Source organism: Acinetobacter sp. 226-1, assembly GCF_030329325.1.
GTDB lineage: Bacteria > Pseudomonadota > Gammaproteobacteria > Pseudomonadales > Moraxellaceae > Acinetobacter > Acinetobacter sichuanensis.
In genome coordinates this window covers 303743-324669 of record NZ_JACANU010000003.1, presented here as the reverse complement: position 1 = coordinate 324669, position 20927 = coordinate 303743, and the positions used below count along the sequence as shown (strand labels likewise).

The following is a 20927-nucleotide window of genomic DNA, read 5'->3' as shown; positions in this document are numbered from 1 at the left end:
TAATACATGACGGATAAGTCAATTAACGAGTTAGCGGTCAGTGTAGGACTTCCTGTAGAAAAGCTCCTTGATCAGGTGCGTGAAGCTGGATTACCACAAAAGAAAGCTGAAGATAAGATTACGACAGAACAGCAAGATACCCTTGTCAACCATTTGAAAAAATCTCATGGTCAAGATGTGGGTCAGGCAGGAAAAATCACGTTGAAACGTAAAACGACTAGTACCGCTAAAGTAGCAAGTACATCGGGTAAGGCAAAAACGATTAATGTAGAAGTGCGTAAGAAGCATACATTTACCAAGCCAGATCCAGAACAAATTAAAGCCGAAGCACTTGCGAAAGCAGAAGCTGAAGCAAAAGTACGCAATGAACAAAAAGCGAAAGTAGACGCTGCGCCAAAAGAGGCTGAAAGCTCTGCAAAAGCAAACTTGGAAAAAATGCGTGCTGCTGCAAAACAGCAAACAGCTGCAAAAGAAACACCAAAAGCTGCAGTAGTGGTGAAGCGTAAATCTACGAATAAACCAATTACTAAAGCAACTGTAAAAACAATTGAAACACCTGAACAGAAAAAAGCGCGTGAAGCTGAAGCTGCTAAATTAAAAGCAGTAGAAGAAAGCGCACGTCGTAAAGCTGCTGAGGATGCACAACAACGTACGCTTGAACAGATGCGCAAAATGGCATCTAAGTATTCAAATGAGGATACAACAGCAACGATTCGTGTTGTGGATGATTCACCATTGGCTGCTGGTCTAGTTGGTCAAGCATACGAAGACTCTTTTGCAAAAGAAGACCGTGAAATTAAACGTGGTACAAACACGAATAATCCACGTGGTCAAAAGAAAGGTGGTCGTCGTGGTCAAGAAGAGCAATCTTTCAGCCATAATCCACATAAACGTGGCTTAAAAACAAGCCAAGCAAATAAACATGGTTTTGAAAAACCTGTTAAAAAGCAAGTTTATGATGTTGAAATTGGTGAAACAATTGTTGTTGCTGACTTGGCTGCAAAAATGGCAGTTAAAGTGCGTGAAGTAATCAAATCACTCATGAAAATGGGTGAGTTAGTTACACAAAACCAAGCGATTGATCAAGAAATTGCAGCACTTGTTGTAGAAGAAATGGGGCACAACCCAGTATTAGTTTCTGATACTCAAGCTGAAGATAATTTACTTGAAGCAGCAGAAGAAGCACGTGGTGTTCAAACAACTCGTCCGCCTGTTGTTACTATTATGGGTCACGTTGACCATGGTAAAACATCATTGCTTGATCGTATTCGTCGTGCGAAAGTTGCTCAAGGCGAGGCTGGTGGTATTACTCAGCACATTGGTGCTTACCATGTGAAAACTGAGAAAGGGATTATTACTTTCTTAGATACACCAGGACACGCAGCATTTACAGCAATGCGTTCACGCGGTGCAAAAGCAACAGATATCGTGGTATTGGTTGTTGCAGCAGATGATGGTGTAATGCCACAAACTGCTGAAGCAATTGATCATGCACGTGCAGCAGGAACTCCAATTATTGTTGCGATCAACAAAATGGATAAAGAATCTGCTGATCCAGATCGCGTATTAAACGAATTAACAACCAAAGAAATCGTACCTGAAAAATGGGGTGGTGATGTACCAGTTGCATTGGTTTCAGCACACTCAGGTCAAGGTATTGATGAGCTTCTAGATCTTATTTCAATTCAAGCTGAATTGTTAGAATTGAAAGCATCTGAAGAAGGTGCAGCACAAGGTGTAGTAATTGAAGCACGTGTTGATAAAGGTCGTGGTGCAGTAACTTCTATTCTTGTACAAAATGGTACATTGAATGTTGGTGATTTAGTACTTGCTGGTGCGTCTTATGGTCGTGTCCGTGCAATGACAGACGAAAATGGTCAACGTATCAAATCAGCAGGTCCTTCAATTCCAGTCGAAATTTTAGGTCTTCCTGAAGCGCCAATGGCGGGTGATGAAGTTCTTGTCGTAGATGATGAGAAGAAAGCACGTGAAGTTGCTGAAGCTCGTTTAGATCGTGAGCGTCAAAAACGTCTTGAGCGTCAATCTGCAATGCGTCTTGAAAACTTGATGGCATCAATGGGCAAAAAAGATGTGCCTATTGTTAATGTTGTCTTGAAAACAGATGTACGTGGTACTTTGGAAGCCTTGATTGTTGCACTTTCTGAATTGTCTACAGACGAAGTGAAAGTACGTGTAATTAGTTCAGGTGTTGGTGCGATTACTGAATCTGACGTAATCCTTGCTGAATCTTCAGAAGCAGTATTACTCGGCTTTAACGTTCGTGCTGATAATACAGCGCGTCAAAAAGCGGATGCTGATGGCATTGATATTCGTTACTACTCAATCATTTACCAATTGATTGATGATGTGAAAGCTGCAATGAGCGGTAAACTTGCACCAGAACATCGTGAAACGATCTTGGGTGTGGCTGAAGTTCGTGAAGTCTTCCACTCAAGTAAATTTGGTGCAGCAGCAGGTTGTATGGTACTTGAAGGCGTATTACATCGTAATAAACCAATTCGTGTATTACGTGAAGATGTTGTTGTTTTCCAAGGTGAACTCGAATCACTTCGTCGCTTCAAAGAAGTTGTTGAAGAAGTCCGTGCAGGTATGGAATGTGGTCTTGCAGTTAAAGGCTATAAAGATATCAAAGCAAAAGACAAAATCGAAGTTTATGATGTTCAATTGATTAAACGGAGTCTTTAATGGCGGGTAGTCAGCGTCTTAAACGTATGGCAGATACAGTTCAGCGAGAGTTGTCTGAACTGATTCGTCAGGAGCTGAAAGATCCACGCTTAGGTGGTATTGTAACCATCTCTGCGGTTAAGGTAAGCCCAGACTTAGGGTATGCCGAAGTTTATGTGACTGTAATGGGACGTGAATTAGGCGATGAGCAAAGTGAAGCTGCAAATAAAGAAACGTTAGAGGTGCTTAATAAAGCATCAGGTTTCTTGCGTCATGAGCTTGGTCATCGTATTAAAACGCGTGTAACACCGCGTTTACGCTTCCATTATGACAAAACCAATGCATATGGTAACTATATGTTTGGTCTTATTGCCGAAGCAGTGAAGGATTTACCTCCTACTGATGAAGCAAAAAAAGATGATGAATAAATGATGTTCAAGAAAGCCACCTTCGGGTGGCTTTTCTTATAGACAACTTATAATTCCACAAAAATTGATGAATAATTAGAGAATGAAAATAAAAAACCTTTTCTTATTTTGTATCCAGTGACAGCACAAATTATGTTTAATCTGGGGAATATAGAAGTTGTACAAGTTAAACGTGACAGTGAAGTTCCTATTTTTATGTGTTCTTCTGCAAAAAAATTACAATTTAGTGATCAAAAATTTCTCGATAAACGCATGAATTATGTAAATAATTCAATCTGGTTTCGACTTCAACAGTGGTAGTTTTCATTTAAAAATTTCATGAATATTTATATTTTAAATCATTAGATTGATGTACTACTGCAAGTAAATATGATGTGTTGTAAAGAAAATAAACAATTCTATTTTCAAAATATGTTTAGAATAAGTTTATATCAACAAATACAAATAAATACTTGAGGTTTTAAATGATGAATTCAATGAAAAAGGTCGCACTTGCATTGACATTAACTAGCACTTTAGCTTTTTCAGGCTGTGGTTATAACACACTGCAAGCTAAAGACGAATCTGTAACAGCCGCATGGTCTGAGGTTGAAAACCAATACCAACGTCGTGCAGATTTAGTCCCTAACCTTGTAAATGTTGTAAAAGGTTATGCTAAGCACGAAGAACAAGTATTAACTGAGGTAACCCAAGCACGTGCTAATGTTGCTGGTCTAAAAGTTGATAAGGAAGTATTGGAAAATCCTGAACTGTTTAAAAAATATCAAGAAGCACAAGCACAAATGAGTAGTGCTTTATCACGTTTATTAATGGTACAAGAAAAATATCCAGATCTAAAAGCCAATGAGCAATTTAAAGATTTACAAGTACAGCTAGAAGGGACTGAAAATCGTATTAGTACAGCACGTACACGCTATGTAGAAACTGTACAAGATTACAATACGTATGTACGCCAATTCCCACAAGCGATGACTGCAAAAGTGATTGGAATGAAAACCAAGCCAAACTTTAGTGCAGAAGCAGGCGCTGCAAAAGCACCGACTGTCAATTTCAACTAAGTTAAATTGAACACTTTGTGAGGATGCTACATGCTTGAAATGAGTCAATGGATTGGTCGAAAAATGAAAACCGTCCTCATGTTAATGATTTGTACGTTAGTACTTACATTTCAATCATTTGCATGGGCTGAAACTGCTACAGCAACAGATTCGTTAGATGATGCTGTTGTTGTCGCCAAAGTGATTCAAAATAATACCAACGTACAAGATGATTCACCTGAAGTTATATCAACATCAAATCAGACAGCTTCTTCGGTAAAAAATGATTTGGCAGATGGGAAAATACGCCAATTACCCAGTTTAAATGAGCCTGTTATTGATCAGGCAAAAGTTTTGTCTGCAAATGAAAAACAAAACTTAGAAGCAAAAATTCGCAATATTTATAACCAAGGTAAAGCTCAAATTGGTGTGATTATTGTGCCAACGACAGGGGCTGAAGGCATTTTTGACTTTGCTATGCGTACTGCAGAACAATGGAAATTAGGCTCAGCGAAACAAGATAATGGTTTATTGATCGCAGTTGCAGTCAATGATCGAAAAATTCATATTGCGACAGGTTATGGTTTAGAAGGTGTATTGCCTGACATTATGGTGAGCCGAATTATTCGTAATCAAATTACACCATACTTTAAAGCAGGACAATATGGTCAAGGCATACAAGCTGGTGTGATGGAAATTGAGCGAATTCTAAATCTAGACCCTGAAATTGCTAAACAAGCTGCTGATGAGTTAAAAGCTCGTCAAGACCAAGCTATTCAAGAGCAAGAAGCTAAAGACCGTACAATGACGACCGCAATTATCATTCTTATTGTGGGTATATTTGCTTCATTTATTATTGGTAATCGTTTAAGTGCTTCTGTAGCGGGTGTTACTGCTTTTGCGGCGGGCTTAATCTACGGCTCTGGTATTTTAATGAGTTTGGTTTTAGGTTTTGGTATATTTTTCTTATTAATTACTTCTTTAGCACAACTGATTTTTCAAATGTTTCTTTCTGGTGGCGGGCGAGGAGGAAGTAGTGGTGGTGGTTTCGGTGGCGGTGGTGGATATACTGGTGGTGGCGGTGGATTTGGCGGTGGAGGTGCTTCAGGCTCATGGTAACAAAAACAGATACAACAACAATTTTGACACAACCTAAATTACAGCAGCAAGTGACACCAAGCTTTTCACGCTGGTTAAAACATTTTTTTTATATGCCCGCATCAAAACGCTATTTTTCTAAACAAGATCAATTTGCGATTGCAGAAGCCGTGAAACAAGCAGAGCAAGGGCATATTGGAGAAATTCAAGTTGTTATTGAAGGGCATATTCCAAGCAATCAAGCTTATTATCAAAATACATATTTACGTGCTCAGCAGCTATTTGCCGAACTAGGTGTTTGGGATACAGAAAAAAATAGTGGGGTTTTGCTTTATCTTAATTTGTGTGAGCAAAAAGTTGAAATCGTGATAGATCGAGGCTTAAAAAAGGCTACACAACAAAAGCTTTGGCAAGATGTATGTGACCAAATTGTTCTGGAATTAAAAAATAAACGCCATAGGCAAGCTGTTGTAAATGGTGTATTAAGTATTGGTAAAATATTGAATTTGTATTATGAGCAAATAGATTTAGATGAGTTTAATGAGCTACCAAACTCACCAATCATCTTAAACTAAAGTATTAAAGTGACGGAAAATGTCACTTTTTTACATAAAATAACTTAAAAAAACATAAGCTAATTTAGTTGTTGTAAAAAACAACAGATTCAATGAAAATAAAAAAGTGTTAAGCAGTTAGCGTTTTTTAACTTCCAAATAAAAACTTAACTGCACTAATTTATAAAAAATTAAAATATTGGAGAAATGTTATGAACGCTCAAAAGGGTTTTACTCTTATCGAGTTAATGATCGTAGTTGCGATTATCGGTATTCTTGCTGCAATTGCGATTCCTGCTTATCAGAACTATACGAAACGTTCACACGTTTCTGAAGGTTTAAGTTTGGCTGGTGGTGCTAAAACAGGTATTACTGAGTTTTACTCATCTAATAACCGCTGGCCTGGCGCTACTGGTAATGCTTCAGTTGGCTTGGCAGCTGCTGGCAGTATTAAAGGTAATGCTGTAAGTTCTGTGCTTGTAAATGGTAGTACGATTATAGTAACCTATAATACTAAGGTTACATCAGGTGCAACATTGGTTATGAAGGGTACTCCGTCAGGTGGTGGTATGGAGTGGACTTGTACAGGTGGTAATTTAGATTCTAAATTTCGTCCTTCAAACTGTCGCTAATTTTTTTATAAAAAACACCCTAATTCTTAGGGTGTTTTTTATTTTGAAAAGTAGGGGAATTATTTGAGTAAAATAATTTATAAAATAAAGCCTATTTTTATTTTATGTTTAATATTGTTTTTTTCATTTATTGTATATTTGCCTGGGTTGTCTGGAGATTATGTTTTTGATGATATTGTAAATATTATAGACAATAAAAAAATTGCAATTTTATCTTTGAATTATTTAGATTTAAAAGCTGCTTGGTATGCTGGTGATGCTGGTCCATTGGGTCGTCCGATCAGTATGCTTTCCTTTGCTTTAAACTATTATTTTACAGGATTTAATCCTTATTATTTTAAGTTAACGAATTTATTTATTCATTTAATCAATGGTTTTTTAGTTTTTATTATTGGTTATAAATTATTCCAGTGGTTGAGTGTTCAATATCATAATATTAGTTTGCAGCTTGTACCATATCTTGCTTGCTTAGTCAGTTTAATTTGGCTTATTCATCCTTTAAATTTAACTAGTGTATTATATGTTGTGCAACGTATGACCAGTCTATCCGCATTATTTGGATTATTGGCACTTGCTATTTATTGTGTCTGGCGTACTCGAACAATCACTGGTTTAAATACTATACTTGCATTATGCGGTATAACTTTAAGTCTATTAGCCTCAATACTCAGCAAAGAATCTGGAATTTTATTTATTCCCTTGATTTACTGGGTTGAATTGGTTTTTTTTCAAGCGAAAAATCTGAAATTTCAACCTATTTATGTTAAAAAAATTAAACTAATTCATATGCTTTTGGGTGGGGTGATTGTTGCGGGATTAGTGTTTTTATATTTATTGCCACCCTATCTTAATCCTGCAAATTTTGCTCGACGTGAGTTTACTTTAGTAGAGCGATTGCTTACTGAATCGCGAGTGATTTTTTATTATCTAAAAATGACATTTTATCCATTACTTTCGGATTTAAGTTTATATCATGATGATTTTGCAATTTCCAAATCAATCACTCAGCCAATAACAACACTATACTCTTTGGTCGGACTGCTTGGAATTACTCTAGTTTGTATAGTCTTGGTTAAAAAGCACCCTATGTTACTTTTCGCTTGGGGTTGGTATGTGATTAGCCAATTACTTGAATCTACTTTTATTAGTCTTGAGTTAATTCATGAGCATCGTAATTATTTTGGCATCATTGGCTTTATATTTACAGCAGTCTATTATATTGCTCAAATTAACAATAAAAAAATTCAACCTTTTCTCTATGGGTTAGGTGCCCTCTATATTTTAAATTTAGCATGGACAACATGGCAGCGTTCGGAGATATGGTCAAATCTTGTAGATCATGCTGTTTATGAGGCGACAATGCATCCACGATCAGATCGTGCTAATTATCAACTTGCTCGCATATATATGAAGCTAATGCAATTATATCCAGAGAATCAAGAGGAATATGCCGCATTAGCAAGTAAGTCTTTGCTGAAAGCTAAACAAAGTTATTATCCAGCAAATGGTGCATGGTTTGCTGAACTTCATTTGAATTCTTATTTAAAAAGACCTATAAAACAACAAACAATTGATGAACTTATTTGGAGGTTGAAAAATGAGCCATTTCAAAATAATAATATTAGTTTTTTAAGCGCATTCACAACTTGCCAAATTGATAATTTTTGCCATGTCCCACATGATCAGGCTGTGCAAATTATTGCTGCAGGAATACAAAATAAAGGTGTAGATAATAAACTTCAAGCAGAAATTTATAAATTATTAGTCCAATATTATATTGGTGTTATTGCTGATTTTAAAAAAGGTGAAGAATTTATAGAGCATGCTATTCAGTTACATGAAGATGTCAATGGAAGATTGATATTCTCTCAGGTTTATCGATTGCAAAATAAATTGACTCAAGCAGAAGAACAAATACAACGGGCAAAGCAAATAGATACTGAAAATGCTTGGGAAAAAGAAATTACAATTGAGCAACATGAGATTGATAATGCTATCAGTTCTAAAAAGAAGGTTGTTTATGAAAATTAGTGTTGTTTTACCAGCAAAAAATGAGTCTGGAGCAATTGGGGAAACAATTAGCAAAATTCATGCATTGAATATTGCTACAGAAATTATAGTTGTAAATGATGGTTCAACAGATAATACTTTAACTATTGCAGAAAAAGCAGGTGCTAAAGTAGTTTCACATCCTTATTCAAAAGGAAATGGTGCTGCGATTAAAACTGGAGCACGAAATGCAAGTGGTGATGTGATTATCTTTATGGATGCTGATGGTCAGCATAATCCTCAAGACATTTCGAAACTTTTAGTTAAAATTGAGCAAGGTTATGACCTTGTTGTTGGTGCTAGACAAAAGGGTTCTCAAGCAAGTATGGGACGTGGTCTAGCAAATGCTTTGTATAATAATTTAGCAACTTATATGACTGAACATAAAGTTGAAGATCTAACATCTGGCTTTCGTGCAGTACGAGCTGATAAATTTCGAGAGTTTCTATATTTATTACCAAATGGATTTTCTTACCCAACGACTAGCACGATGGCTTTTTTTCGTGCGGGATATTCTGTGACATATATTCCTATTCATGCGGCAAAGCGTATTGGTAAAAGCCATATTCAGCCGATGAAAGATGGTGTGCGTTTCTTTATTATTATCTTTAAAATTGCTACGTTATTTTCACCACTGAAAATGTTTTTACCGATAGCAGTTATTTTATTTATGATGGCGACAGGTTGGTATGGATATACTTTATGGGAAATGGGGCGATTTACAAATATGAGTGCTCTACTTTATACAGGGAGTATCATGATTTTTCTAATGGGACTGATTTCTGAACAAATTACAGCATTAATGTATAAAGATCAGTCCTGATATTTTATTGAAGAATATTTTTTGCTTTTTTAAATGGTATCAATGTATGGGGCCAATTACTAAATCTACTTTACGAACAAGCTTCGTTTTAGGGATAAGACTCCTCGTACAAGCAGGAACTTTATTGCTCGTTGCTCGATTACTTGGCGCCAGCGATTACGGATTATTTGCTGGTATTGCAGCTCTAGCAGTTTTGATAGGTACATTTTCTACATTTGGTACTCATTTAGTGTTATTAGGGGAAGTGTCGAAAAGCCCAACACTTTGTACTCAAATTTTAAGCTTTGCTGTACCTACAACTTTAATTTTTGGTTGTGGGTTATTCATGTTCTATGTCGCGATTTGTTCACGGCTCTTTGATAGTTTTAACCCCTCATTTATCGTTATTGTGTGTATTGGTGTCACGGAAATTATTTTATTGCCGTTATTCTTATTATCTACAATTGAAGAGTTAGCATTGGGGGAAGCAGCTAAATCACAGTTTTGGGTTATTTTTCCATTAGCTTTACGTACATGTGCAGTTGGTCTTGTCTTTTTAGTAAATAGCTCTGAACCACTTATATTATTTTCTTGGTTGTATCTTGGAACTGCTTTAATTGCTTTATTTTGTAGAAAGTTTTTTAAGCCTAATGCTTGGCTTAGACCAAAGGATTGGCGTTTAGCCAATAAACAAGAGTTAAAAAATAGTGCGGGTTATGCTGCTTTAGCAATCACAGCCGCAGGACCCAGTGAAATGGATAAAATGCTTGCGGTTAAGCTTTTACCTTTAGGCATGAGTGGAGTATATGTTGCAGCAGCTAGAGTTATGGGGGCTGTCGCTTTGCCGATTATGGCATTGTTACTTGCAGCATTGCCAAAACTCTTTAGAACACATAATGCTCCAGCTAATTCATTCTCGCAATTAAATGTTTGGATTCTTATTACTGTACTTATTTATGGTGTAGTGATTAGTGGTTTTTTGTGGTGGATTGCACCTTGGATTGAATTAATATTTGGTTCTCATTACCATGGAATGACAGATTTATTACGTTATTTATGTTACGTAATACCATTTTTATTGCTTCGAATTAGTTTGGCCAATATTTTAATGAGCATGGATAAACCATGGTTAAGAGCTTTAATAGAGGCTCTAGGTATGGTGATTCTAGTTTCATCTGCAGTTATATTTTCTTCTTATTTTAGTGTATTAGGTATTATATTTGCTCTAGTTGTGTCAGAAGCTACTATGGTGATTTTAAGTTTAATAATTGTATTTTATAAAAAAGTTGGAGATTGATTAGAAAATGGGTATTGATGTTCATGCATTACAACTTTTGCAGTATAACAAGCAAAAGAACTCTAACTTAGGTAAAACCTTGACTTTAGGACGACAAGCTGTATTGCTAGGACCAAGGTTAGCAAAGAAATGGGTAGGTACAGATCAAGGAGCATGGTGTGAGGGGCTGTTAAAAACTCACTTCAATGCCACAGATGTCGATTCTATAGATAATTCAGATTATGAAGATGCAAGTATTATCTATGACTATAATAATTCAATACCTAATGCTTTGAAGGAGCAATATCACACGATCATAGACTTTGGTTGCTCAGAACACATTTTTAATGTGGCGCAAGCATTTCAAAATACAATTGACGTTTGCAAGTTAGATGGGACTATCCTACATATTTTGCCAGCAGCTGGCTTTTGTGGGCATGGGTTTTATCAATATAGTGCAGAGTTCTTCTTCTCGCTTTATAGTAACGAAAATGGCTTTGAAGAAACAGAAATATTTTTTTCTGATTTATATGATCCGCAAAAATGGTACGCTGTGACGAAACCTAGTCAGGGTGAGCGTATCAATATTAGAACTCAAAATGAGACTTATATTATTGTAAGAACAAAAAAAGCCAAGCATAAAAGTATTTTTATACAGCAATCAGATTATACTTATATTTGGAATGAAAATAAGAATAAAAATGTTCAACCTTATAAGGTGGGTAAAATTACTAAAATACAGGAGTTAATTAGCTTTTCTCCACTAGCTGTAAAATTATTTATGCATTTAATTGCCTGTATTACTAAAGAAAATCATGCAAAAAAATTAGATAAGCACCCAAACTGTAAGTTAATTATACCACCTAAGATATAGGTGGTTTTTTATAACCAATTATTACTGTCTCCTCACCATACTTAGGAGTGATGCAATTCATACAGTCCATAATTAAGTACCATTTCAGAGTACGTAAAATAGAGGGTTGATTATCTTTGAGGGTTTCCGTCAGTTTTAAACTTTCTAGCCAATTAAATTTTGCATGTGGTCCTCTATCTAAGATTTTAATATTTTGAAAGCCTGCTTCATCTAGCCAACGTAATAATTCAGCTTGTGATGGAATACATAAATGATAAGGGGGATGTAGTCCGACCCAGTTCTTACCGAATGCTTTAGCAACACTAGCTTGAGGGTTAGGTGTTCCTATCCAAAGACATCCATCTTGATTAAGCTTTTTAAAGCAGTCTTTAATAGTTTGCTGAGGATCTATAACGTGTTCTATAACATGATTCATAGTAATGACATCAAACATTTCATCTTTATGGAAGGAATCTAACCCTCCTAAACGGACGTTTAAACCTTTATTTTTACATTGTTCAATAATGATAGGATCAAAATCACATCCGCAAGAATCCCAGCCCATTTGCTTAGCTATATTCAAAAAATCACCTGCACCGCACCCTAGATCGAGTAGTTTTCCTTTCTTACTAAAGTTTTTTATTGTTAGATTTCGCCCAAAACGATCTAATTTATAACGTAAAGGTGGAAATAAGTTGAATAATATATAACCAATACTCAACGAATTTTTATCGAAGTTAATGCCTAGACTTTCTGCTAGATATCCCCTCACTAATTTCCAAAATAAAGATTCACTAGTAAAGACAGCTTCACTTTGTGTTGGTTTATGTGTTAAGTAGTCTTGGTAAAGAGCGGCAAGACTATTTTCTGCAGGCCTTGGATTAACAAAGAGAGATTTACAAAAAGGACAATTATATATATTCCAGGTATCTTGCATGAGCCCTTCATCATCATTTCTTTTATAAATAGGTTCATAATCAATTTCATGTTTACAAGCAGGACAACATTCTAAAAATGTGAGTTCGCCACGTGACCAAGTTGAGTTTTCCATTACTAATCTTCCTTATTTTTTTTAAAGAGCTTTTCCCATTCATCTACAGCTTTTTCTATAGAAAAATCAAATGCTCTGTTGAGTAGAAGTTCTGGAGAAATAGATTTATAATTATTGAGTTTCTCAATAATTGCTTGTGTTAAAGCTTCTATATTTTCATTTTTTACTAACATTCCCCAACGGCCTTCTTCTAAAATTTCTGCTGCACCATGAGGGCAATTAGTTGAAATAATATTACATTGACAACAAATAGCCTCAATTAAAACCGTCGGTAAGCCTTCAAAACGAGAAGATAAAACAAATAAGTCGGCTTGTCTTAAGATATTAAAAGGTTGGTTAGTATTACCTTTTAATGTGATATGTGTGTTTAAATCTAAAGAATCAATCAGTTTTTGTAAATTTTGTTTTTCTTCTCCATCACCCCAAATTTCTAAATGCCAAGGTTGTGGAACTTTGTGCATTGCTTGAATAAGAAGATCAAAACCCTTTTGTCGCGTTAATCTTCCTAAAGCAATAATTTTTTTAGGACTATTGGGAGGGGTGCTTGGCTTAGGTATAAAATGTGATTTATCTAAAACAGGATTATAAATAGTGACAACTTTAGTCTTGGCACATTTAAATTGTTTAAGAATATCTTGTCTTACACCATTAGAAACAGCAATAATTTTGTTGGTTTTTTTGTATACTATGGTTGCAAATAATTTATCCAACTCAAAACGTAGATGACCTATAAAAGTTGGTCTGGCGGTAATAATGTCATGTGGTCCGTGTACACTATGTAGCCAATACAAGTTTTGACCAGAATGCTTAATCGCTAGAAAAGTGAGAAATCCGATATCTGAAAATGCTGTAACAATATGGGTTGGCTGCCAAGTATGAATCAGTTTGCTTAGGTTTGGTATAAATTGATATAAACTCTTATTCGCTATCTCATAGACTGGACATAGAGCTTCTGCTTCAGGAAGAAATTCGCCATGTGCTTTTCTTAAAGCAAATGCACATTCATGTCCTCTCTGCTGTAATTCTTTTATTAACCGTAAAGTTATTCTTTCAACACCACCTGTAACCATTCGTGGCAAGACAAATAAAATTTTCATACTTTAAGTTCAGATTGTAAAATTGATATTATTTTTTCCGCAGCATCTCCTTTTCCATAAGGAAAATATGGTTTTGCCATCTTTCTGTATAAGTTCTCGTTTAATAGTAATGAGGATACTTCGTGATATATATAATCTTTATTTGTACCAACTAATTTTGCTCTACCTGCACTAACAGGTTCTGGTCGCTCAGTTGTTTCACGCAAAATAAATACGGGTTTTCCTAAAGCAGGGGCTTCCTCCTGAATACCACCACTATCTGTTAAAATTAAATCTGCTTGACATAGTAATTCAATAAAATCAAAATAATCAAGAGGATCCTTCAGTATTATACGTGGGTGTATAAGCAAGGAATAAGCAAGATTTTTTACATGTGGATTAGGATGTACTGGATAAACTACCTTTACATTTTTAAAATTTTCTAAAATTTTTATTACAGTTTTAAAAACATTTTCTAAGGGCTGTCCAAAATTTTCTCGTCTATGTACTGTCAATACTAAAATTTTCTCTTGTCTTTTATTAACTAGAGGTAACTGCTCGGCGGTCATTAATAAAGTATCAATACAAGTATTACCTGTAACAAATACTTTTTCTTTTAATACACCTTCCTTGATAAGAGTATTTGCAGCTAATTCTGTTGGCGCAAAATTCCAATTTGCTATTTTAGAAATCATTTGTCGATAACCCTCTTCAGGAAAGGGATGTTTCAAATTATATGTTCGCAAACCTGCTTCTACATGACCAAAGGGTATTTGTGCATTGAATGCCGCTAATGCAGAACCCAAAACGCTGGTAGTGTCCCCTTGAGCAAGAAGAGCATGAGGCTTCTCTTTTTTAATAATATTATCTAACTCTGAAAGTATGCATGCTAAAAGTTGACTCATACCTTGATTGGCCTGCATTAAATTAAGATCATAATCTACAACTACATTAAAACGCTGCAACATTTGATCTAACATTTCTCGATGCTGAGCGGTAGCTATAACTACGCACCTAGCCCATGTACTAGCTTCTAAAGCTCGAATAACAGGCACCATTTTGATCGCTTCAGGCCTAGTACCAACCACACATATTATTGTTTTCAACATATTCATTTTCTATTCAGAATCACGTATCGCTAGAAAGTACTTCAGAATAAGGATCGCCCTTGCCCCATTTTTCCCAATCAAAATCTGTTTTATTTTTCATATTTACCCTTTGTTAAATATTTTGATATTATCTAATTTTAACATATTTTCGATATGCTCTTTAGCATTGGTTGAAATATCTTCCCAATATATATTATTTGGTTGCGAAACGATTTTTTGATCCAACAGTTGCCTTTCTATAACCATAGCTAAGCTCCTAGGGTTACTAGGTTCCGCTAGGTATTTTTCTAGCTCCAAAGCTTGTTTAGCAAAATTTGCATACAAGTTTGGTGATTTTGTAGCAACTATTGGGCGTTCACAAGCAATGGATTCCACTATCTTGTTTGATGCACCCGCATCCATAAAGGGTGATCGTCTGTAAGGTATGGCAAGAATATCACAAGCCGCTAGTACGTAAGAAATTTCAGAAAAAGCTATATTTCCTAAGTAATGGATTCCAGGTAAGTTTAGGTTTAACTCAGGGTTAGATTTTCCACCAAGAAATAATTCTACAGGAATAGACTGAGAACGTAAGATTATTATCGCTTGAATTAGATCAGCCACACCACGATCAGCCTCCATGCTACCAAAATAACCTACTATTTTATTCCCTGTGTGAATATTTAGTTTATCTCTAGCTTCACTTTTGTCGATCTTTCTAAATAGTTTTCTATCGATTCCATTTGTTAGGATAAAATCATGTTCCAATATACCCAATTGTTTTAACAGAGCTTGGCTAGCGAACATTCTTAGGTCTGATTTTTTTAACAAATAGGCGAATAAATCAAAACCTAAAAGTTTTATATACCCACCAAATTCATCATATTTGTCATAAACATCAAACACGAACTTAGCGTTTAATTTTTTCGCTAAATGATAACCTAGCAGGCCAATATAGCAATCACCACTAGCTATAATAATATCTGGCTTTTTTTTACTTCTACTTTCTTGCCAATATTGTTTGATCACTCTGCCATTTTTTACTGGTGTAGAAATGATTGCTAAACTGTCGTCTTGTTGTGCTATAAACTCAGTTGAGTGATAGTCAATGAGCCAGAGTTTGGTATCAACTCCAGTCTTTGCCCAATGATAGGGTAATTGATAAATTCGCCCATACTTTTCTGTAAGTGCATCTCGATTTGTATAAAAACGTTTTCCGATGAATAGAATATTCACTTCAGTACACTCGCTTCAACAATCTTTTTGCCAAAAATACTCCATTCAAACTGCCCTGCAAAATGCTGACATTGCTCAATATTTTTAGTCTGTTTTAATGCCATTATCGTTTGCTTAGCCAACACTTCGTAGTTGTTTTTTTCTACCAAACAACCTGAAACACCATCTTTTACTGCATCCACAATTCCCCCTGTAGCAAAAGCAACGGTAGGCGTACCATGTGCAGCCGCTTCTATTGCCACCATACCAAAACCTTCAGGGTCATCTGGAATATGTTTCACTGGAAAAATATGTAAATCAGCTAAATAATAAAAGCTCGATAATACTTCATCATCATTAATATTACCTGTAAAGATAATATTATTCTCAATATTATGTTTCTTTACAGTAGATAAAATAAGCTCTTTGGATTGTAGATTTTTATTTAAAGACTGATTTGGTGTATCCCCAATAATCACAAGTACAGTATTCGGTATTGCTTTTACAATGTTAGAAAAACTTAAATCAATAAACTCATTTAGGCCTTTGCGTTCTGTCAATCTACCCACAGAAATCAGTATTTTTTTATTCTGTAAATTATATTGATTTTTTAATTGTTGAATGAGTTGTTCATCTCTAAATTTTGGAGGAAAACTAACACCAGGGTAGATGATTGCTAATTTATTTTGTTGGACTCCTTTTGTAATGCAAATATCAAATGTAGGTGTACTGTTTGCAATAATTTTATCTGCTATTCGGATTGCAGGTACCCATATAAAATTATAAATAGGATGATTTGTTGCGATATCCAGTCCATGAATGTAGACAATGCTCTTTTTTCTGAATATTTTTGCCCAAAAAACGACAATTGGAGCAGTTAATCCACTTCCTGCGAAAAGTACATCAGGTTTTTGAGTTAAACAAATAAAAAAAGTTTTTAAAAAAGCTAAAATAAGAAAAATAGGTAAAGGACTCAGTCTTACACCATAAAAATTACATTTTGCAGGAGCAATTTTTTTTCCTTTATTATGGCTGAGTAATATTACCTCATGATTATGGCTAAGCTCATCTGCTATATGCCAATTCAATCGTTCCATTCCACCAATAAGGGGAGGGAGATTTCGAGTAATAATTAAAATTCTTTTCTTAGACATAATGTTTAGGATTTATAAACTACTTTAATAGTATAATCGATTTTTAGCTTATTTAGGGTACAGAATGCAATATAATATCTATTAATGACACTAAAGGGCATAATACGTCAATTTTCTCTTACAATAATTTAATTGTTTTATTTATGAGTAATTTTTAAGTAATATTTTAAGTGCCTTACATCTTTATAGAGAATGAGAAATGGGAGTTACGAAAGGTTTTACACTCATTGAACTTATGATTGTGGTTATGATTATTGGAGTTTTAGGGGCTATAGCCATTCCAGCATATCAAAACTATACGACTCGTGCTCATGTATCAGAAGCTTTAAATATGGCTTCTATATATAAAGGAGAGTTAATAACTATTTATGGAGAAAGTGGTACTTGCCCAACTACTGTTAGTGATTTAGGGTTTGACTCATCAGGTTTCATTAATTCTAAATATGTTCAATCTATTGCTTTAAATACAACTTATACTGGTGCAGTATGTGCTTTTGAGTTTAAATTTTCAAATGTTGGTGTAAATGCAGGGATAGCAGGTAAACAACTAATTTTTGCGATGATGAATTATGCTGGGAATGGAGCAGCTCAATGGGAATGTGCCTCTAATAATATAAGGCAGATATATTTGCCATCGACTTGTAAGGGTATTTAGTTATCGAGATACATTAAGCTAAGTGTATAATTCACTCAGTTTTTTTTTGCGCATTTTTCAATGAAAGCCATTTTACCTATACTCTCCGCATTGTTTTTAGCATTGGCATATCTCTTGCCATTTCATAAACTGCCATGGACAACTTTTGGTAGTGAAGTTTTGGCTTTTTTATCAGGCATTACACTGTTATGTATGTTTGTGAAAAAAGATTTAAAAATTCCAAAACCACAGCTTTTAGCACTTCCTATTCTATTGATTCCAATAATTCAATATGGTTTTGGGCAGATTCTTTATTTTAGTAATGCTTTGTTATGTACAGCATATCTGTTGATGTTCTGGCTGATGGTTGTGGTAGGTTATAACTTATCATTAGAAAAAGCGCATCGAGAAAAAACCTTTACAGCGATAAGTATTGTGATTTTGATTGTGGCTTTGCTTTCAAGCATGATTGCGATTTTCCAATGGCTTGGGATAAATTCATACTTTGCACCATTCATGAATTTTTTAAAAGGAAATCGTCCTTATGCTAACTTTGCCCAACCCAATAACTTAGCGACTTTTTTAACAATGGGTGTTTTCGCCTGTTTATATTTTTATGAAAAACGCTTGATTTCGAATTTTATTCTTGTACCTTCAAGCTTGGTTCTACTTTTTACAATTGCCTTGACTCAATCACGTACTTCTTGGGTCGTATGTATATTTGTTTTAATTTATTTAGCGATCAAACAATTTAATAAACCAAAAAGATTTAATTTTGTAAAATTATTAATGTGGGTTGGTGTTTTTGTCGCTGCGATTGGTTGTTTGCCTTATTTAAATCATTTAATGAATGAAATTTCAACACAAGGCGTTGTAGATACTGCAACTGTTGTGGAGCGAGCTTCTTCAGGTTATAAGCGCTTAGATATGTGGTCGCAAGCTTGGGTAGCCATTCAACAACAGCCATGGTTTGGTTATGGTTGGAATCAAACAGGTATGGCACAAATTGCAGCTTTTGATTTAAGACCAAATTGGGAATGGTATAAGACTGCACATAATGTCATTTTGGATTTATTAATTTGGAATGGTATTCCAATTGGTGGGTTGATTGTTTTATATGTTGCAGGTTGGTTATATTGGTTAAATAAAGGCATTAAAGAACCTATTTCTTTAGTTGCAACTTTAATGGTTTGTGCAATTTTAATTCATGCATTTTTAGAATATCCAATTCATTACGCATATTTTTTATTACCTATGGGACTCTTGCTTGGTATTATTCAGGCACAATATTCTTATTTACCAAGTAAAAATTTAAAACCAGCAGTTACATTGAGTTTAGTGCTGATCGGCATTGTTTTATGTGGGGTGGTGTATCGAGATTATCAGCTATATCGCCAACAAAGTGTGTTTGTAAATATCAAAAAACCATTAACAGCCACACAGCAAGACGTAATGAATCAACAGATTTGGTTATTATCACAATTTAAAGAACGTATTTGGTGGATTGGATTAAATCCATTTACTAAGTTGTCTGATGAGCAGTTACAGTATATTGATCGTATGGTGGCAAATTTAGCTTCTAAATATGATTTATTTAAATATGCTCAAGTTTTAGCTTTTAATGGCAAGCAGGCAGAAGCAGAACATCAACTTTGGATCTTAGGTGAATTACACCGAGAGAAACATGATTATCAGGATTTACTCCCTAAATCTGAGAAATAACAATAAAAAAAATCCCTTTACATTGATAAAGGGATTTTTATTTAAGTCTTGGTTAGAGCTGGCTTTGAATATAATTTTCAATACCAACGCTATCTGTTAAATCAATTTGTGTGGTTAACCAATCCCAATACTCTTCTTCCTTTTCTAAAATTTCTTGGGCAAGATCACGTGTTACATAATCTAGATGCTGTTCAGCAAGCGCAACGGTTTTTTGTAAAGCCTCAATATTTTCTTTCACTTTACGAACATCACAATTGAGTACTTCTAGCGTATGTTGACCAATATATAATTTACCTAAATGTTGTAAATTTGGTAAGCCTTCTAAAAATAAGATACGTTCAATGATTTTATCGGCATGCTTCATTTGGCGAATAGACTCTTTATATTCTGCTGAACCTAATTGCTCAATACCCCAATCATTAAACATACGTGAGTGTAAAAAATATTGATTAATTGCTGTTAAGTGATGATAAAGCACTTGGTTAAGTTGATTAATAACGTCACGATTGCCTTTCATGGTGAATGCTCCATTTAAAACGTGTGCCTTAAATTATTTCAAGGCAATCCATAATTTATATTAATCAAATTTATCAAAAGTTTCGAGGGCTTTATTGAACGGCAAATGAAAATCGCAATCAAAATCATGAGAAAAGATCATTTCATCTTAAATAATATTTTTGCTGCAAAGTGATCTTTAAAAATAAGATTATTATATAAAAGAAACCCGCCTTGAGTCGAAGCGGGAGAGGAAGATGATCTGTTAGGATCATAGAGTATTATTGTTATCTGGTGTGAGTTTAAGATGCTAAGCAGCAACAGAAAGACGTGCTGCAATTAAAGCCAGTTCTTCATTAATGATACTTTTTGCTTCAGAGGCACAACGTCCGCAACATGTACCCAAGTCGAGTAAGTCACGAATTTCACGATAGCTTTCAGCGCCATCAGCCATGGCATCTTTAATATCTTGATCTGTAATACCACGACACAAGCAAACGTACATGAGAATGAACCACAGTGTTAAATGCGATAATAGATATTATTGATAATTGTTATCGTTTGTCAATGAAATTCATTTAAATAGCTAAAAATTATTTATCGTATTTTTGGATAAAAAAACACCACCTGATCGGTGGTATTTTATAATTAAAATAAGTATTGAATAAATATAATGTTATTGGTTTATTACAACAATACCATCCATTTCAACCAGAGCCGATTTTGGTAAACTAGCAACACCTAAAGCTGCACGAGCAGGATAAGGTTGAGCAAAATATTCACCCATAATTTGGTTTACAAGTTGGAAGTGAGATAAATCGGTTAAGAAAATATTCAGTTTTACAATATCTGCTAGAGAACCACCCGCTGCTTCACATACAGCTTTTAAGTTATCAAAAACACGACGAATTTGAGCTTCAATGCCTTCGACCAATTCCATACTATACGGATCTAAACCAATTTGACCCGAAAGATATAGCGTATTTCCAACTAAAATTGCTTGAGAATAAGTACCAATTGCGGCTGGGGCATTTTCGGTATGAATCACTTGGCGGGACATCAATTTCTCCTATTTTTC

20 protein-coding genes are annotated in these 20927 nt (G+C 34.8%); 12 read left to right on the top strand and 8 right to left on the bottom strand.

All coding sequences use genetic code 11. The features are described from left to right. Positions 1-6: 6 nt before the first annotated feature. The 10 genes from infB to HX124_RS07565 all read left to right on the top strand — a co-directional run bounded on the left by infB (position 7) and on the right by HX124_RS07565 (position 11435). Entirely contained in the window at positions 7-2706 is a 2700-nt protein-coding gene (gene infB, locus HX124_RS07615) for a translation initiation factor IF-2 (RefSeq protein ID WP_107007138.1), read from the top strand. Further along, entirely contained in the window at positions 2706-3113 is a 408-nt protein-coding gene (locus HX124_RS07610) for a ribosome-binding factor A (RefSeq protein ID WP_107007137.1), read from the top strand. The genes infB and HX124_RS07610 overlap by 1 nt, the downstream gene beginning before the upstream one ends. A 467-nt stretch (positions 3114-3580) precedes the next feature. Beyond that, a complete protein-coding gene (locus tag HX124_RS07605; RefSeq protein WP_107007271.1) occupies positions 3581-4171 on the top strand; it encodes a LemA family protein in 591 nt (196 codons plus the stop codon). A gap of 30 nt (positions 4172-4201) precedes the next feature. After that, positions 4202-5269, top strand: coding sequence for a TPM domain-containing protein (locus HX124_RS07600; protein WP_286383732.1), 1068 nt, complete (start codon positions 4202-4204; stop codon positions 5267-5269). Then, positions 5263-5823, top strand: a complete 561-nt coding sequence (locus HX124_RS07595; protein ID WP_286383731.1) for a TPM domain-containing protein — start codon at positions 5263-5265, stop codon at positions 5821-5823. Before HX124_RS07600 ends, HX124_RS07595 begins: the two co-directional genes overlap by 7 nt. Positions 5824-6014: 191 nt before the next feature. Next, entirely contained in the window at positions 6015-6434 is a 420-nt protein-coding gene (locus HX124_RS07585) for a pilin (RefSeq protein ID WP_353619605.1), read from the top strand. A 63-nt stretch (positions 6435-6497) separates the two neighbouring features. Further along, entirely contained in the window at positions 6498-8465 is a 1968-nt protein-coding gene (locus tag HX124_RS07580) for a hypothetical protein (protein ID WP_286383730.1), read from the top strand. Further along, a complete protein-coding gene (locus tag HX124_RS07575; protein ID WP_286383729.1) occupies positions 8455-9306 on the top strand; it encodes a glycosyltransferase family 2 protein in 852 nt (283 codons plus the stop codon). Before HX124_RS07580 ends, HX124_RS07575 begins: the two co-directional genes overlap by 11 nt. 46 nt (positions 9307-9352) lie before the next feature. Continuing rightward, complete coding sequence (locus tag HX124_RS07570) at positions 9353-10582, top strand: lipopolysaccharide biosynthesis protein (protein WP_286383728.1); 1230 nt, start codon at positions 9353-9355, stop codon at positions 10580-10582. Between the two features lie 7 nt (positions 10583-10589). Further along, positions 10590-11435: a hypothetical protein gene (locus HX124_RS07565; RefSeq protein WP_286383727.1), complete on the top strand. Its 846-nt coding sequence runs from the start codon at positions 10590-10592 to the stop codon at positions 11433-11435. On the opposite strand, the gene HX124_RS07560 is transcribed toward HX124_RS07565, so the two are convergent. The 5 genes from HX124_RS07560 to HX124_RS07540 all read right to left on the bottom strand — a co-directional run bounded on the left by HX124_RS07560 (position 11425) and on the right by HX124_RS07540 (position 16998). Further along, complete coding sequence (locus tag HX124_RS07560) at positions 11425-12465, bottom strand: class I SAM-dependent methyltransferase (RefSeq protein WP_286383725.1); 1041 nt, start codon at positions 12463-12465, stop codon at positions 11425-11427. The two genes, HX124_RS07565 and HX124_RS07560, sit on opposite strands and share 11 nt — an antisense overlap. Positions 12466-12467: 2 nt before the next feature. Next, on the bottom strand, positions 12468-13562 hold the full coding sequence (locus HX124_RS07555) for a glycosyltransferase (protein ID WP_286383724.1): 1095 nt from the start codon (positions 13560-13562) through the stop codon (positions 12468-12470). Then, positions 13559-14650 (bottom strand): non-hydrolyzing UDP-N-acetylglucosamine 2-epimerase, encoded by a 1092-nt coding sequence (wecB, locus tag HX124_RS07550; protein ID WP_286383722.1) that lies wholly within the window; start codon positions 14648-14650, stop codon positions 13559-13561. The genes HX124_RS07555 and wecB overlap by 4 nt, the downstream gene beginning before the upstream one ends. Positions 14651-14752: 102 nt before the next feature. Beyond that, complete coding sequence (locus tag HX124_RS07545; protein WP_286383720.1) at positions 14753-15865, bottom strand: glycosyltransferase; 1113 nt, start codon at positions 15863-15865, stop codon at positions 14753-14755. Next, positions 15862-16998: a glycosyltransferase family 4 protein gene (locus HX124_RS07540; RefSeq protein WP_286383719.1), complete on the bottom strand. Its 1137-nt coding sequence runs from the start codon at positions 16996-16998 to the stop codon at positions 15862-15864. The genes HX124_RS07545 and HX124_RS07540 overlap by 4 nt, the downstream gene beginning before the upstream one ends. A gap of 199 nt (positions 16999-17197) precedes the next feature. Between HX124_RS07540 and HX124_RS07535 the strand changes: the two genes are divergently transcribed. Continuing rightward, entirely contained in the window at positions 17198-17653 is a 456-nt protein-coding gene (locus HX124_RS07535) for a pilin (RefSeq protein ID WP_286383718.1), read from the top strand. A gap of 60 nt (positions 17654-17713) precedes the next feature. Continuing rightward, positions 17714-19354: a PglL family O-oligosaccharyltransferase gene (locus HX124_RS07530; protein WP_286383717.1), complete on the top strand. Its 1641-nt coding sequence runs from the start codon at positions 17714-17716 to the stop codon at positions 19352-19354. A gap of 52 nt (positions 19355-19406) precedes the next feature. On the opposite strand, the gene bfr is transcribed toward HX124_RS07530, so the two are convergent. The 3 genes from bfr to ridA all read right to left on the bottom strand — a co-directional run bounded on the left by bfr (position 19407) and on the right by ridA (position 20909). Next, a complete protein-coding gene (bfr, locus tag HX124_RS07525) occupies positions 19407-19871 on the bottom strand; it encodes a heteropolymeric bacterioferritin subunit Bfr (protein ID WP_107007132.1) in 465 nt (154 codons plus the stop codon). 288 nt (positions 19872-20159) lie between these two features. Further along, positions 20160-20354, bottom strand: a complete 195-nt coding sequence (locus HX124_RS07520; protein ID WP_286383716.1) for a bacterioferritin-associated ferredoxin — start codon at positions 20352-20354, stop codon at positions 20160-20162. Between the two features lie 171 nt (positions 20355-20525). Further along, positions 20526-20909, bottom strand: a complete 384-nt coding sequence (ridA, locus tag HX124_RS07515) for a deaminase RidA (protein ID WP_107007130.1) — start codon at positions 20907-20909, stop codon at positions 20526-20528. Positions 20910-20927 lie beyond the last annotated feature (18 nt).